The organism is Schaalia sp. (assembly GCF_050312375.1).
Lineage (GTDB): Bacteria > Actinomycetota > Actinomycetes > Actinomycetales > Actinomycetaceae > Pauljensenia > Pauljensenia hyovaginalis.
This window is the reverse complement of sequence record NZ_JBNOYB010000119.1, coordinates 1-14,946: the sequence shown is the minus strand read 5'-3', so window position 1 is coordinate 14,946 and position 14,946 is coordinate 1. Positions and strand designations below refer to the sequence as shown.

Sequence of the window (14,946 nt, the reverse complement as noted above, 5' to 3'; positions counted from 1 at the left end):
CCGTGCGCCGCCCCACCGGCGGCGCGGGTAGCCAGTTCCCGGGCCCGGCGTCGCGATCATCCGCGACATGACAGGAAGGGTGGGGCATGCGCAGACGAGCGACAGACATGATCCTCGCGGCCGTCGCAGTGGTCGCCCTGCTCATGGGCATACCGGGCGCCGCCGCCTCGTCCTACCTCGTGTGGACCGCCGATCAGGAGGGCGCCGAGGCCCGCGTCGAGGCGGTCGTGCGGACGATCGATCGCAGGATCGCGAATGAGGACCCCGTCGACGAACACCTCATCGCCTTCCTCCTCTCCCCGGAGTCCCTGAATCTGGGCGAGGCCTCCTCCGCGATCACGACGAGGGTGACCGGCCCCCTTTTCATCGGAGAGACCCCGAAGGGCCCGACGCACATCGTGAGGATCTCCTCGCCCTCGGGAACGGCCATCAAGACGGAGATCTCGGCGATCCCCTCCCTGAAGCGCGTCGCAGCGGTGTGCGGCCTCTTCATCGCGGGCATGGGCATCTGCCTGCTCGTCGGCCTCGCCCTGGCGCGCTCCTTCTCCCGGCGCCTCTCCGCCCCCCTCATCTACCTCGCCGCGCAGGCCGAGCAGATCGGCTCGGGCCAGGTGCGCGCTCAGCTCAAACCCTCGGGGATCGAAGAGATCGACCTCGTCCAGGAGGAGCTGGTCCGCACGGGCGAGCGCATGGCGGGGCGCCTGGCCGCGGAGCGCCAGTTCGCGGCCGACGCCTCCCACCAGCTCCGCACGCCCCTGACAGCGCTGTCGATGCGCCTGGAGGAGATCGAACTCATCTCCACCGAGGAGGAGGTCCAAGAAGAGGCCCGCACCTGCTTGGAACAGGTGGAGCGCCTGACCGGAGTGGTCGCCGACCTCCTCGACGCGAATGCGCGCTCGGCAGGGCAGACCGAGGCGATTCACATCCTCGAGGCCTTCAATACGCAACGCGAGGAATGGGAGGAGGCCTTCGAGAAGGCCGGGCGCCAGCTCGCCTTCACGGACGAGGCAGCGCTTCCCGTTCTCGCCGACGGGCCCAAACTCTCCCAGGTCCTCGCCACCCTCATCGAGAACTCGCTGCGCTACGGGAACGGCGCGACCCGAGTCGTGGCGCGCAAGTCCGCGAACAGCAGGGGCGTGGTCATCGAGGTCTGCGACGAGGGCGAGGGCGTGGCGGACGATCTGGCTCCGGACATCTTCGAGAAGGGGGTGTCGGGTCACGGCTCGACGGGCATCGGACTCGCCCTCGCCAGGGACCTCGCCGGCGCGATGGGAGGACGACTCGAGCTGACGAGCAATCACCCGCCCGTCTTCACCCTCTCCCTCGCCGCGATCCCCGCCTCCTTCGATCCCGATCACGTGATGCCCCAGGGGCCCGTCGTATCGATGGGCCGGCGCTCGCGACGATTCTGATCGATGCTCGGGCGATGAGGCCCCGGCCGGGGCCAAGGGCTAGATTTGTCCCCATGGAGTCCTTCTCGACTGCTCGTCCCGTCGTCGCCGTGATCGGAGGCGGGCAGCTCGCTCGCATGATGCAGGAGAGCGCCATCGCCCTCGGACTGGAACTGCGCCCGCTCGTGGAAGAACTCGACGGATCGACCGGGCAGGTCGTCGTCGCATCCCGCGTGGGGACCCCCGCCGACGCCGATGAGGTGCGCGCCCTCGTGGACGGCGCCTCGGTCCTCACATTCGAGCATGAGCACATTCCCACGGCCCTCCTCGCGGCCCTTGAAGGCGAGCTCCCCATCGAGCCGAAGGCCGAGGCTCTGCTCTACGCACAGGACAAGCTCGCGATGCGCGAACGCCTCAGCGAGCTGGGGATCCCGTGCCCGAAGTGGGCGAAGGTCGAGGACGAAGAGGCACTGGACGCCTTCGGCGAGCAGATCGGATTCCCCCTCGTCGTGAAGACGCCTCGGGGCGGATACGACGGGCACGGCGTGCGCGTCGTCGATTCCGCGAGCGAAGTCGCCGATTGGTTCGCCTCGGGCCCCCTCCTCGCCGAGGAGCTCGTCCCCTACTCCTTCGAGGTCTCGGCCCTGTGCGCCAGGCGCCCCAGCGGCGAGATCGCCTCCTGGCCGCTCGCCCGCAGCGAGCAGGTCGACGGGGTCTGCTCGGTCGTGACGGCGCCCGCGCCGGGGATCTCGCCGAGCGCCGCCGAACGCGCCAAGGAGATCGGGGAGAGGATCGCCGCCGAGCTCGGCGTCACGGGCGTCCTCGCCGTCGAGATGTTCGTCGTCAAGAGCGCCGAGGGCGAGCGCCTCTTCGTCAACGAATTGGCGATGCGCCCCCACAACACGGGTCATTGGACCATCGACGGCGCCGTGACGAGCCAATTCGAACAGCACCTGCGCGCAGTCCTCGACCTGCCCCTCGGCTCGACTGCGATCAAGGCGCAGGGGTCGACCTCGGTGATGGTGAACCTCCTCGGTTCGGCCTATGCGGACCCGGCGCTCGCCCTGCCCCGGGCGCTCGCGGGGCATCCGGAGGCGAAGATCCACCTCTACGGCAAAGAGGTCCGCCCTCGGCGCAAACTCGGTCACGTGACGGTGGTCGATGAGGATCCGCTTCGCGCCAGGAGCGAAGCGGAGACGGTGGTCGCCCTCCTGCGCGGCGATCGCTGATACGGTTGCGAGGGCGATCGCACGCACGGCAAGGGAGCGCGACATGAGTGAAGTCCCGATGGAACTCGACATCCGCCTGTCCTCGACGGGGGAGGGACCCCTCGTGGGGGTGGTCATGGGCTCGGACTCGGACTGGCCGACGATGGCCCCGGCGGTCGAGGCCCTCGCCGAATTCGGGATCGTATGCGAAGTCGGTGTCGTCTCGGCCCACAGGATGCCCGAGGACATGGTCGCCTACGGGCGTTCGGCTTCCGCTCGCGGACTCCGCGTCGTGATCGCGGGGGCGGGAGGGGCCGCCCACTTGCCGGGGATGCTCGCCGCGCTCACCGAGCTGCCCGTGATCGGCGTGCCCGTGCCGCTCAAGCACCTCGACGGCGTCGACTCGCTGCACTCGATCGTCCAGATGCCCGCGGGGGTCCCGGTGGCGACCGTCTCGATCGGCGGCGCCAGGAATGCGGGCCTCCTCGCCGTCAGGATCCTCTCGGCCGGAGAGGGCGGCTTCGCCGCGGATCTGCGTGAGCGGATGCGCGGATTCCAAAGGTCCCTGCGCGATCTCGCGGCCGCGAAGGGCGATGCGCTTGCGCGCCGGATCGAGGATTCGCACTGAAGCGAGGACTCACCGGATCGAGGACTCGCGCTGAAGGAAGTGGCCTGTGCCACTAATATCGTGGCATGAGCATTCTCGTCACCGGAGGCGCCGGCTACATCGGCGCGCACGTCGTCCGTATTCTCCTCGAGCGCGGTGACGATGTCGTCGTCGCCGACGACTTCTCCACGGGTGCGCCCGAACGCGTCGAGGGGGCCAAGATCGTCGAACTCGATCTGGCGGAGGAACGGGCCGTCACCCTCCTCGCGAACACGATGGTCGATGAAGACGTCACGGCGGTGATCCACTTCGCGGCGAAGAAACAGGTCGGCGAGTCGGTGAAGCGGCCGATCCACTACTACCGGCAGAACATCGGATCGCTGGCGAATGCGCTCACCGCGATGAACGAGGCGGGGGTCGAGAACATCATCTTCTCCTCCTCCGCCGCGGTGTACGGCGCGCCGCCCGTCGAAGTCGTTGCGGAGGACTCCGAATGCCGCCCGATCAATCCCTACGGGGAGACGAAGCTCATCGGCGAATGGATGATGGCCGATGCCGAGCGTGCCTGGGGGCTGAAATGGATCGGACTCAGGTACTTCAACGTCGCCGGCGCCGGATGGGCGGACCTGGCCGATCCCGCGATCCTCAACCTCATCCCCATGGTCCTCGATCGCATCGAGAAGGGCGAACCCGCCCGGATCTTCGGCGCTGATTACGCCACCGAGGACGGCACCTGCGTGCGCGACTACATCCACGTCCTCGACCTGGCCGAGGCGCACGTGTCCGCCCTCGATGCGCTCGAGGCCGGTCGTGCGCCGGAGCACCGGGTCTTCAACGTCGGGACGGGGCGGGGCACTTCGGTCCGCGAGATCATCGACGGGCTGCGGAAGGCGACCGGGATCGATTTCGAGGTGCTCGTCGAGGATCGCCGGGCCGGGGATCCGCCGCATCTCATCGGCGATCCGAAGCGCTTGAGCGAGGAGCTCGGCTGGAGGGCGCACCGCGGTCTGGACGACATCCTGAAGTCGGCCTGGGAGGGCTGGCAGGCCGGGCCCAGAAGGATCGCGATCCGGGAATGAGGCTCAGGGATGACTGGAAGCGGAGTGCCCGCCATGAGGATTCATGGCGGGCACTCGTGCGTCGGCGGGATGAGCCTTCCCGCCCTGACCTCTTCTCCTTTACGGGCGAGCGCTCCGGTGCCTTCGCCTTCCTATCGCAGCGCGCCTGAGGCGTTGAAGATGTATCGGGTTCCGTTGACGCTCTGCGCCCCTGTGACCATCGCTCCGGTGCCGGGGGTGAGGTAGTACCAGGTGTTGCGGTCGAGGAGCCAGCCGGTGCGCATGACTCCGGTGCCGGGGGTGAGGTAGTACCAGGTGTTGCGGTCGAGGAGCCAGCCGGTGCGCATGGCTCCGGTGCCGGGGGTGAGGTAGTACCAGGTGTTGCGGTCGAGGAGCCAGCCGGTGTGCATGGCTCCGGTGCCGGGGGTGAGGTAGTACCAGGTGTTGCGGTCGAGGAGCCAGCCGGTGCGCATCGCTGCGGTCGAGGGGGCGAAGTAGTACCAGGTGCTGCCGATCCTCATCCAGCCCGAACGCGCCGCTCCGCTCGCGGGATCCAGGTAGTACCTGTCGCCCGAGATCGTGACGAATCCTCCCTTGAGGAGCGCGCCGCTCGTCGGGTCGAAGTAATGCCGCTGCCCGTTGATCGTCTTCCACGAGGCGGCCATGGCCCCAGTGGCGGGGTCGAGGTAGTACGTGGAGCCCCTGGAGGTGAACCATCCGGTCTTCATGATGCCGGTCGACGGTTCGAGGTAGTACCAGAAGGCGGAGATGATCCTCCAGCCGCTGGCCTGACGGCCCGAATCGTCGTAGTACCTCCACCCGTTCGAGTACTTGACCCATCCGGTTCGCATCGCGCCGGAGGTCCCGAGGTCGTAGGCGCCGTCGGCGAGGCGGAGCAGGCCGCGCGCCAGTGCGCCTGAGCTCGGCGTGAGGTAGTACCACTGCGAGCCCAAGGCGAGCCATCCTTCGTGCATGATCGAATCGACGCCGAAGTAGTAGGTGCTTCCGTTGATCGACGCCCAGGTGTCCGCGGCGTAGGAACCGTCGGAGTTCAGCCAGCGCCAATGGTTGGAGTCGAGGATCCACGTGCCCTTGCCCGTGAGCTGCGCCGGTGATTCGGGTGATGAGACGCCCGGATCCGCGGCGGCGCTCGCGCCGCCCTCCGCGATCGAGCGGATCGTGCCCATCCGCGAGTAGACGGCGTCGCCCGGGCAGGCCGTGTAGCCGTTGTCGCGATGGCCTGAAATCCTCGGCAAATTGACCCTCGTCCCCTGGGGGTACTTGCTGTTCCCCTGGGAGATGAACACACCGGTCGAGGTGGGCGAGACGCCCGCCCGCCTCAACTGCCATCCGGCGAGCTTGCCGACCGTGGAGAGCGAGGCCGCGGAGGGGACGGTCGAGGTGTACTCCCCGAGGAGCGAGATCCCCATGGTGCCCGAGTTGAATCCGTAGGAGTGGCCGGCGACGACCATCGAGCCCTTGGGTGAGGAGAGCGTGCCGTAGCGCCCCTCGAATGCCGTGCCGCACTTGTCGACGAGGATGTTGTACCCGATGTCGCCCCAGCGGAGGGAATTGGCGTGGTAGGAGTAGATCCCCCGCACGATATCCGCCGACTGGGCGCAGGTGTAGTTGTTCGTCCCGGCGGTGTGATGCACGACGACGAAGGGGGCGTGGACGTATTCGGGAGTCCATCCTCCGCTCGATGCGCCGGCTCCCCACTCGCTCCGGGTGACGACCGGAACGGGGAGGCCGTTCGCGGTGGTCGCAGCCGGGAGGATCTTCTTGAGGCGGGCGTTGACGGACATCCCTCCGGCGATGGCGCCGCTTGTGGCCGTACGGGGGGAGGCCGAGGCTGCCAGGTCGTGGGACTCGGCTCGAATCCCGCTCTGAGGAAGGGCTTCCGCGGGCTCGGACTGATTCGCGTTAGCGAGGACGTCCTTCAACTCCGGGTCCTCACCGGCGGTGATCGACGCCGGATCGAGGCCGGTAGCGTTCGCCGTCGTCGTTTCGACCTCATCGGCCGTGAGCACTTCACGGCCCTCGGGGTGGGAGGGGACGAGTTCGATGGACAGGTCCGCAGGCAACTCGCCCGAGCCGCTCATGAGCACTTGAATGCCGTCGGCGCCCGCGGTGACGAAGGGGTCGGTGCCGAAGGTCGGGCGCTCGCCGTCGCGTCCGCCCGATTCATCCGCCTCGAGAAGATACCAGTCGCTCCAGACCGAGTCCTCGCGCACTCGAATGAGCACGGAAGCCGTCGAGGCCTCGCCCATGCCTCCTCGCCAGGTCAATCCCGTCACCATGTAGGGATCAACCGCGAGCGGTTCGGTCAGGAGCCGTGCGCCTTCACCGGGATCGAAACCGTCTTTCGTCCTCCACAGGCCCGAGCGCGCCATGGGCTTGGTGCCCCTGCCGACGCCGACTTCCACGGGGACCAGGGCGCTTTCGCCGACCTCGGTCGGTTCGCCTTGGGCATCGGTCAGCCTGATGGCCTGAATCGGTTGAGGCGATTGCGGGTCGGAGGGCTGAGCGCTCCGGGCGGGCGCGGATGCGCCGAATACGAGCGAGGCGATCAGGATCGACCCGATTGATGATGCCAAGGTGCTCAAAGTGGCTCCAGTTGTTCATGAGGCTTGCACATGCAAACTAGCACGAACCGATCCGATCGTGTAGTGGGAGCGGAAGAGGAACGACGGAGGCGGAGGCGCAGGAGGGCGAGAAGAGGGTATGCGCGGGCCCGCTGAAAGGGAGCCCGCGCCCGAAGGCGTTCTTCAAGAGCGGGGGGATCCCGATTCCGATGCGGGGACGGCGTGGAGCGACGGAGGTCAGGGCTTCACTGGGGAAGCGCGTTGAAATCGTCGGCGGTGAGCCCCCCGTCGCGCAGTGCGGCGAAGAAATCCGGTGCGGTCGTGTCGCTGAGAAGCACGGCCATGCCGCCCGCGTCCGTGAGGTAGTCGAGGGCGGCGATGGGCGGAGTGCCCATCATCCCGGAACTCGACGCCGAGCGGAACGCGAGGACCAGCTTCGCGACGTCGAAGATCGAATCGGACTCGTCCACGGTGAAGGCCCGGGAACCGGCCCGCTCGAGGCGAAGGGCGCGCGAAGGGTTGAGGAGTGAGGAGGGGGATGCGGCCCTGCCGATGACCTTGGAGATCACTTGGCGTTGACGGAGCGTCCGTCCGATATCGCCCGTCGGATCCGAATAGCGCATCCTCGAGAAGGCCAGTGCCGTCGTGCCGTCGGCATCATGGCATCCCGCACTCCACACGAGGCCCGAAGGGTCGTCGGTGACGTCGCCCTCGTAGCAGAGATTGACGCCGCCGACGGCGTCGACGATGTCGGCGACACCGCCCATGCCGACTTGGACGTAGTGATCGACGGTCAGTCCCGTGAGATTCTCGACGGTCGCCACGAGCAGGGACTCGCCGCCGAGCGCGTAGGAGGAGTTGATCTTGTCCCAGCCGTAATCGGGGATCTCGACGAGGGTGTCGCGCGGAATCGTGACGACGGCGGCCTGGCCGTTGGGAGCGACATTCACCAGCATGATCGAGTCGGTCCGCGCGGAGTCCGTGAAGCCGTCTTGAACGGCACCGTCATCGCGCGAATCCGAACCGGCGAGCAGGTAGGTCGTTCCCGGCGTATCGGCGGCACCCGAAAGGGCGTTGACCCTGCCGAGATTCCCGTTCGCATCCCACACGAGGAAGGACGCCCACGCGACGAGCGCAGCGAGGAGGAGCGCCGCGAGGCCGAGGAGCCTCCTGGCGGTCCGAGGGCGTCTGCGCGGCGAAGACGTCGCCGGCGGCCGCGGCGCGGAAGGGGAAACGGGAGCCTGCGCAGGCCGCCACTGCGGGGCGTACTGCGCCTGGGCCCGAGGACGGGGCGAGGAGGCGGACTGCGTGCGGATTCCGCCGGGCTGTTGCGATCGGGGCGCGTACGAGGGAGGCGCCGGCCTCGTCGACGCCTGATCCCCGGGGGCGCCTGCGCCGGGCCTGGAGGAGGAGCCCCGCAAGCCCCGAAGCCTCTTCGGCGCGAAAGAGGGAGGCTGCTCCTTCGAAGGCTGATCGGCCGTCGTCGGCATGAGCCTGCGGACGGGCTCCGGGGCGAGGCCGTCGCCGCCGGTGTCGACACGCCACTGGCGCGGCGCCGCATCGTCCTTAGCGACTCCCATGACCCGGGGCTTCTCCCCGGGGGCCAGGACGGGGCCGCGCGGCGCCCGGGGTTCCGCCCGAGCCGGATCGCGCAGCGCCCTGCGCTCCACCTGGTCGGCCGGGGACGGCGCCTTGGGGAGGGACTTCGCCCCCCTGGATCCGGGCCGGGCCTTGCGCGGTTGCGGGCTGAAGGAAGGGGGAGTGGAGCTCATTGCGTCGGGGGGCAGGTCTGGGGAACGGGGGCGGTTTCAGGAGCGGGAACGGCGGGCGCGGGGGCCGTCGAAGGATCCGCAGGCGCCTCAGAGGCTCCGGGTTCGTCGCCGCTCTGCTCCGTCGTGGTCGCCTGAAGGGCGGGATCGGGCACGATCTGAGTCACGCCATTGCCGTCGGTGTACTCGGTCCCGATCGGCAGGGGCGCATCATTGGCGAGGGCCGCCCAGAGCCTGGAGGCATTGGGCTCGACGGCGAGGACGCGGTTCGGATCCGCGGGGGAGGGGGACCAGGGGAGGGTGACGAAACGGATGTTCGCCTTATCGATGTTGAGCAGCGAGAGCAGGAGACCGGCATCGCCCCTGATATCGCTCAGATTCGGCGAAACGGTGAGCGAGCCGATCGCGGCTTGAAGGAAGGAGAGGAGCGCGGGGAGGTCCGTCACGAAGTTCTTCGACAGGACTTCGCGAAGCATGGCCGAAACCAGCTGCTGCTGGCGGCCGATGCGCGAGATATCCGAGCCGTCGCCCACATCGTGCCGCGCCCTGGCGAAGGCGAGGGCCGTGTAGGCGTCGAACTTCTGACAGCCCGCATCGACGTTCAAGCCGGAGTAGTAGTCCTGCATGGGTTCTGGAACGTCGAACCACACGCCGCCGAGAGCATCGATCATCCCCTTGAAGCCCGCGAAATCGACGACGACGAAGGCGTCGATGGTCAGCCCCGTCATCTCCTCCACGGTCGCCTTGGTGCAGGCGACGCCCCCGGCGAGGTCATTGGTGACCGCGCCGGTCGAGAAGGCCGAGTTGAACATCCCCTCGTAGGCGTAGCTCGAACCGTTCTGGGTGATGCACGGGGGGATGAGGGTGATGAGGTCGCGCGGGATCGAAATGACGGTGACCGTCGAACGATCCGCGGAGATGTGCGCCACCATCGTCGTGTCCGACTGGATGGTGGAGAGCTCCTCCGCCGAGCCGTAGCCCGCATCGTCCTGGTTGTAACGGGAATCCACGCCCGAGACGAGCAAAGTGATCGCACGGCCGTTGAACTGGTCGATCGGCGTCGGCTCGACCGCTTCGCCCCCGGACTGCGCCGCCGTGAATCGGGAGATGTCAAGGGCGGCGTCCCTCACCTGGGCGGCGAGGCTGTGATAGACGAAGGCCCCGGTTGAACCCACGAAGAGGACGACCGTGAAGAACACCGCGAAGACCGAGCGGATCGCGCCGAAGCGAAAGGGGTTCGTCGCAGCGTGCTGGATCGGGCGGAGCCCTCTACTGGTGGCGTTCGTGCGTGTACTCATCGATGTCGATCGTATCCTGTGTCTCGGCGATCGCCATCGAAGCGGCGCCCTCATCGGCGACTTCGGCGCCGAGGCCCCGGCCTTCGCGCGTTTGCGCCAGCCGTCGCTGCGCATCCGCGAGGGCGACCGCCCGTGCCAGCCGGGTGAGCCTGATCTCCGCATCGATGTCACGGCGATACGACGTGGCCATCTGCGCGAAGAGAGCGAGAACGAGCCCGTAGACGAGAAGATTGATCCCCTTCTCGATCCCGATCAGATGCGCGAGGGAATTGAGGACCGCGGGGAAGACCACGGCGAAGCAGGCGAAAAGGATGAGGACGAGCATCGCGAGTCGTCTCAGCGCGAGATGGGACGCGCTCTTGGGCCGCCTGAGGACGAGTCTGGTGATGAGGACCAGGCCGAGGAGGATCAGGACCTTGGGGAGCCAATACGATGTCATGTTCACCCCAGCAGCAGTTCGACGAGGATGTTGACGGAATTGAGACTCGACTGCCCCTTGGAACGCGAGTACTCCGTGTACCGCACGTGAACGGGCGCTTCGGCCCATCTCATCCCGGTGTCGATGAGCTGTTCGACGATCTCGCTGGCATGCGCCATCCTGTTGTGCTTGAGCTCGATCGCTTCCACGGCGTCGCGGCGGAGGAGCCTCAGGCCGTTGTGGGCATCGGTGAGCTTCGCACCCGTGCGTATCCGCGTGAACACGGTGGCCAGTTTCAAGACGCAGCGCCGCAGGACGGACATCTCCTGCGGCGCCCCGGTCAAGAAGCGCGAGCCGAGGACGACCGCGAGGTCTTCCGCCAGGGCCTTGTCCCGCATCGAAACGATGTCTTCGCATCGATGCTGGCCGTCGGCGTCGAAAGTCGCGAGGAATCGCCCGTCCGTCTGGGACAGGAAGAACTCGAATCCTGTTTGAAGGGCGGCGCCCTGCCCGAGATTGATCGGATGGTGGATCACGATCGCGCCGGCCGCTTCCGCGAGTCGGGCGGAGGCGTCCTTGGAGCCGTCGTCGATGCAGACGACTCGGGGGAAGATCCTTCTCACCTGGGTGACGACTTCGCGGATGACTTCCTCCTCGTTGTAGAGGGGGATGATCACCCACGTGTCCTCGGTCGTCAGCATGCGGTCAGTATCTCATGAGGCGGGGCCCGCCGTGCGGAGAGGCTACGCCTGTGCCTTATGCTACGGGGAGCAGCCCGGTATCCAGGAGGATGGGAATGGACGTGCGCATCGCTCAATCCGCAGATGTCGACGACAGAGCGAGCATCGGCTCCGGCTCGGCCATCTGGCACCTCGCCCAAGTCCGCGAGGACGTCGTCATGGGCGCGAATTGCATCGTCGGGCGCGGCGCCTACATCGGTACGGGCGTTCGCATGGGCGAGGGGTGCAAGATCCAGAACTACGCCCTCGTCTACGAGCCGGCGAGCCTCGGTGACGGCGTGTTCATCGGCCCGGCGGCGGTCCTCACGAATGATCACTTCCCCCGCGCGGTCAATCCGGACGGTTCGGTGAAGTCCGCCCACGACTGGGAGCCCGTCGGCGTGACGATCCGCGACGGCGCCTCGATCGGCGCCCGGGCGGTCTGCGTCGCCCCCGTCGCAGTCGGCGAATGGGCGACCGTCGCCGCCGGCGCCGTCGTCACCAAGGACGTTCCCGCCTACGCCCTCGTCGCCGGCGTTCCCGCTCGCCGCATCGGCTGGGTCGGAGAAGCGGGGGTCAAACTGGAAGAGTCCGACGAGCCGGACGTCTTCGTCTGCCCCTCCACCGGGGCGCGCTATCGTCAGATCGACACGGACACCCTTGTGAAGGAAGCAGAATGACTCGCCATATGATCCCCGCCGCCAAGCCGATCGTCGGCGAAGAGGAAGTCGAGGCGGTCTCCGCCGTCCTGCGCAGCGGGATGATCGCCCAGGGGCCGCAGACCGCCGCCTTCGAAGAGGAGTTCGCCGCCCGGCTCGTCCCCGGAACCGAGGCGATCGCAGTGAACTCGGGGACCTCGGCGCTCCACCTCGGCCTGCTCGCCGCCGGCATCGGCGCGGGCGACGAGGTCATCGTCCCCTCCTTCACCTTCGCCGCGACCGGCAACTCGGTGGCCCTCACCGGCGCCTCCCCGGTCTTCGCCGATATCGAAGACGATTCCTTCTGCTTGTCGCCGGAGTCGATCGAAGCCTCGATCACCGAGCGGACCAAGGCGATCATGCCGGTTCACCTGTACGGTCACCCGGCGGACATGACGGCGATCCTCGACATCGCGAAGCGTCACGACCTCCTCGTCTTCGAGGACGCCGCACAGGCCCACGGCGCTTCGCTCGACGGCCGACCGGTCGGCTCCTTCGGCGCCTTCGGCGCCTTCAGTCTCTACCCGACGAAGAACATGACCTCGGGCGAGGGCGGCATGGTGACGACCTCGGACCCGCAGATCGCGCGCCGCGTCAAGCTCTTGCGCAACCAGGGCATGGAGAAGCGCTACGCGAACGAGGTCGTCGGCCTCAACAACCGCATGACCGACGTCCATGCGGCGATCGGGCGTGTTCAGCTCACCAAGATCGACGCCTGGACGAAGCAGCGCCAGGCGAATGCGGCCTTCCTCGACGCGCACCTCGAAGGCGTCGTCGTCCCGCCGGTCGCACCGGGCGCCGTCCACGTCTACCACCAGTACACGATCCGCGTCGTCGGCACCGACCGGGATCGTTTCATGGAGGCGCTGCGCGACGAGTGGCAGGTCGGATCGGGCGTCTACTACCCGATCCCGAACCACAGGCTCCCCTCGCTCGCCCCCTACGCGCCGGGGCTCGACCTGCCTGCGACCGAGAAGGCCGCCCGCGAGGTCGTCTCCCTTCCGGTCCACCCCTCCCTCTCCAAGGCCGATCTCGAGCGGATCGTCGAGGCCGTCAACGCGCTGGCGAAGGCGGGTGCCTGAGATGGGGGACATCCGCGTCGGCATTCTCGGCATCGGCTCGATGGGCCGTCATCACGTCCGCAACGCGAGGAACACGAAGGGTTTCGACCTCGTCGCCCTCGCCGATCCGGCCGGCGACAAGTTCGGCGTGGCCGGCGATCTTGCGGTCCTGCCCGATGTCGATGCGCTCATCGCCGAGGGCGTCGATGCGGCGATCGTCGCCGTGCCGACCGTGTTCCATGAGGAGGCGGCGCTCAAGCTCGCCGAAGCGGGCGTCCACGCCCTCGTCGAGAAGCCGCTCTCCTTCTCGGTCGAATCCGGTGAGCGCATCGCGAAGGCCTTCTCCGATGCGGGCCTGATCGGCGCCGTCGGATACGTCGAACGGTGCAACCCGGCGCTCCTGGAAATGCGCAGGCGCATCCGGGACGGCCAGCTCGGCGAGGTCTACCAGATCATCACCCGCAGGCAGTCGCCCTTCCCGGCGCGCATCGCGGATGTCGGCGTCGTCAAGGATCTTGCGACGCACGACGTCGATCTCGCCGCCTGGGTCGCCGGATCGACCTACGAGACCGTCTACGCGCAGACCGCGTACCGCTCGGGACGCGAGCACGAGGACATGATGGTCGCTTCCGGTCGTTTCGCGAACGGCGTCCTCGTCAATCACCTCGTCAACTGGCTGAGCCCGTACAAGGACCGGACGACGATCGTCACCGGTGAGCGCGGAGCGCTCGTCGCCGATACCGCGATGGGCGACCTCACCTTCTACGAGAACGGCTCCTTCCCGGTCGAGTGGGATCAGATCGCGAATTTCCGCGGCGTCTCCGAGGGCGAGGTGACGCGCTACGCCCTCGCGAAGCGCGAGCCGCTCGCCGTCGAGCACGAGCACTTCCGCGATGCGATCCTCGGCGTCTCGAATGAGCACGTCTCGATGGGCGAGGGCCTCACGACGCTCCGCGTTCTCGAGGCGATGCTCGAGTCGGCCAAGACGGGGGAGTCGGTTCGTCTTTGAGAACCGCTCGGATCTGTCAGGGCTCTTCTTCGGCGCTGACCCGCGACTGACGACGGGGGAGGGCCGCTCCCGTCGACGTCAATCGTCATGGGGCTGCTCGGATGGCCTTCGAGCTCGCCTTCGAGCGGGGCCTGGAACCGCGAGTCCCGGAAGAGCGCTGAGCCGCGCGCTCAGCGTCTGAATCAGCCGCGCGCGCATTCGGGCACGATCTTCGCGTCGTTCCCCCAGCGATTCTCGAGGAACAGGCGGGCCCACAAGCCGATGGAGGTTCCGCCGGAGGCGAAGTAGAGCGCCTGTTCGACGGGCGATGCCGGGTGAGCGAATGCTTCGAAGGCCATCGGGTGAGCGAGCATGCGGCGGATCGATCGGTACCGTGAGAGGACCCGGTCCAATCGGGCGAGCCGCATCCCGCGGAGCAGCGCCTCATGCGCGCGGGGCGGGAGCCCGTGACTATTGGACGCTCCGTCGAAGTACTCGGGCGCGGCGTCCGTTCGAGTCAACTCCCCGTAGATGCGATCAGTGAATCCGGCGTACCACTTCCGATCGCGGGTGAGCTCGACGGATCCGTCGAGCCAGGTGTTCCAGACCTCGAGGTCGAGCATCGGGGCCGCCCAGGTGAAGCCGAAGTACTCGTAGGGCCGCATCGAGTTGTTGATGTACTTCGCCTGCCGTTCGCGGACATTGAACCATTCGACCCAGGACAGGACGGATTCGGGCGATCCGTCGTACCCGGCTTCGCGCCCGGCGCTGCGGATCGCATCGGCGAAGGCGCCGATCCCGCTGAGCGCATCGGGGCTCCCGTGTGCGCAGGCGTGGTGGCGGGCGATCGTCTCGGCGATTCCGGCTGCGGGAACGCCGGGGGCGAGGAGACGATCATCGTCGTGCATATTGCCGACGATCGTATGCCCCGGGAGGAAGATCGCGTCGTCATCGACCAGGGATCCCTCTCGGATCCGGCGCAATGCGAACCAATCCTGGATGTGCGGAAGGGAGGCCCCCCTCCAATTCGCCCTCCGGAAGGCCGTTCCCTCTGCGGAGGCCCATACGCGTCTCATCTCTTCGGGCACGAGGTCGATGCTGAACCATTCAACGCCGAGCGCCTCGGCCACTCGCCTTGAAATCGCA

Annotated in this window: 12 protein-coding genes and 1 pseudogene; 7 read left to right on the top strand and 6 right to left on the bottom strand. The window is 67.7% G+C overall.

Annotated elements, in window-relative coordinates; translation table 11 throughout:
* Window positions 1–86: 86 nt before the first annotated feature.
* The 4 genes from ACQY7V_RS09550 (at window position 87) to galE (ending at window position 4,285) form a co-directional block, all read left to right on the top strand.
* On the top strand, window positions 87–1,412 hold the full coding sequence (locus ACQY7V_RS09550) for a HAMP domain-containing sensor histidine kinase (protein ID WP_303773718.1): 1,326 nt from the start codon (window positions 87–89) through the stop codon (window positions 1,410–1,412).
* A 53-nt stretch (window positions 1,413–1,465) separates the two neighbouring features.
* Entirely contained in the window at window positions 1,466–2,620 is a 1,155-nt protein-coding gene (locus ACQY7V_RS09545) for a 5-(carboxyamino)imidazole ribonucleotide synthase (protein ID WP_428640017.1), read from the top strand.
* Between the two features lie 43 nt (window positions 2,621–2,663).
* Window positions 2,664–3,227, top strand: a complete 564-nt coding sequence (gene purE, locus ACQY7V_RS09540; protein ID WP_235361686.1) for a 5-(carboxyamino)imidazole ribonucleotide mutase — start codon at window positions 2,664–2,666, stop codon at window positions 3,225–3,227.
* 65 nt (window positions 3,228–3,292) lie between these two features.
* Window positions 3,293–4,285 (top strand): UDP-glucose 4-epimerase GalE, encoded by a 993-nt coding sequence (galE, locus tag ACQY7V_RS09535; RefSeq protein WP_428640015.1) that lies wholly within the window; start codon window positions 3,293–3,295, stop codon window positions 4,283–4,285.
* Window positions 4,286–4,416: 131 nt separating this feature from the next.
* Here galE and ACQY7V_RS09530 read toward each other — a convergent pair whose 3' ends face one another.
* From ACQY7V_RS09530 to ACQY7V_RS09510, 5 genes are all read right to left on the bottom strand, one after another.
* Window positions 4,417–6,861 (bottom strand): N-acetylmuramoyl-L-alanine amidase, encoded by a 2,445-nt coding sequence (locus tag ACQY7V_RS09530; RefSeq protein ID WP_428640013.1) that lies wholly within the window; start codon window positions 6,859–6,861, stop codon window positions 4,417–4,419.
* Window positions 6,862–7,094: 233 nt separating this feature from the next.
* Window positions 7,095–8,621: an LCP family protein gene (locus tag ACQY7V_RS09525; RefSeq protein ID WP_428640011.1), complete on the bottom strand. Its 1,527-nt coding sequence runs from the start codon at window positions 8,619–8,621 to the stop codon at window positions 7,095–7,097.
* The gene (locus tag ACQY7V_RS09520) at window positions 8,618–9,916 is read right to left on the bottom strand and encodes an LCP family protein (RefSeq protein ID WP_428640009.1); all 1,299 of its coding nucleotides are present in this window, start codon (window positions 9,914–9,916) and stop codon (window positions 8,618–8,620) included. Before ACQY7V_RS09520 ends, ACQY7V_RS09525 begins: the two co-directional genes overlap by 4 nt.
* Entirely contained in the window at window positions 9,888–10,355 is a 468-nt protein-coding gene (locus ACQY7V_RS09515) for a DUF2304 domain-containing protein (RefSeq protein ID WP_235361284.1), read from the bottom strand. Before ACQY7V_RS09515 ends, ACQY7V_RS09520 begins: the two co-directional genes overlap by 29 nt.
* Window positions 10,356–10,357: 2 nt before the next feature.
* Window positions 10,358–11,035: a glycosyltransferase family 2 protein gene (locus tag ACQY7V_RS09510; protein WP_320836454.1), complete on the bottom strand. Its 678-nt coding sequence runs from the start codon at window positions 11,033–11,035 to the stop codon at window positions 10,358–10,360.
* Window positions 11,036–11,130: 95 nt separating this feature from the next.
* Between ACQY7V_RS09510 and ACQY7V_RS09505 the strand changes: the two genes are divergently transcribed.
* The 3 genes from ACQY7V_RS09505 to ACQY7V_RS09495 are packed head-to-tail and all read left to right on the top strand — an operon-like array spanning window position 11,131 to window position 13,821.
* A complete protein-coding gene (locus tag ACQY7V_RS09505; RefSeq protein ID WP_235361275.1) occupies window positions 11,131–11,733 on the top strand; it encodes an acyltransferase in 603 nt (200 codons plus the stop codon).
* Complete coding sequence (locus ACQY7V_RS09500; RefSeq protein WP_428640007.1) at window positions 11,730–12,833, top strand: DegT/DnrJ/EryC1/StrS family aminotransferase; 1,104 nt, start codon at window positions 11,730–11,732, stop codon at window positions 12,831–12,833. Before ACQY7V_RS09505 ends, ACQY7V_RS09500 begins: the two co-directional genes overlap by 4 nt.
* A gap of 1 nt (window position 12,834) precedes the next feature.
* On the top strand, window positions 12,835–13,821 hold the full coding sequence (locus ACQY7V_RS09495; protein WP_235361273.1) for a Gfo/Idh/MocA family protein: 987 nt from the start codon (window positions 12,835–12,837) through the stop codon (window positions 13,819–13,821).
* A gap of 182 nt (window positions 13,822–14,003) precedes the next feature.
* Here ACQY7V_RS09495 and ACQY7V_RS09490 read toward each other — a convergent pair.
* Window positions 14,004–14,946: pseudogene (locus tag ACQY7V_RS09490) on the bottom strand (asparagine synthase-related protein); the annotation flags it as partial.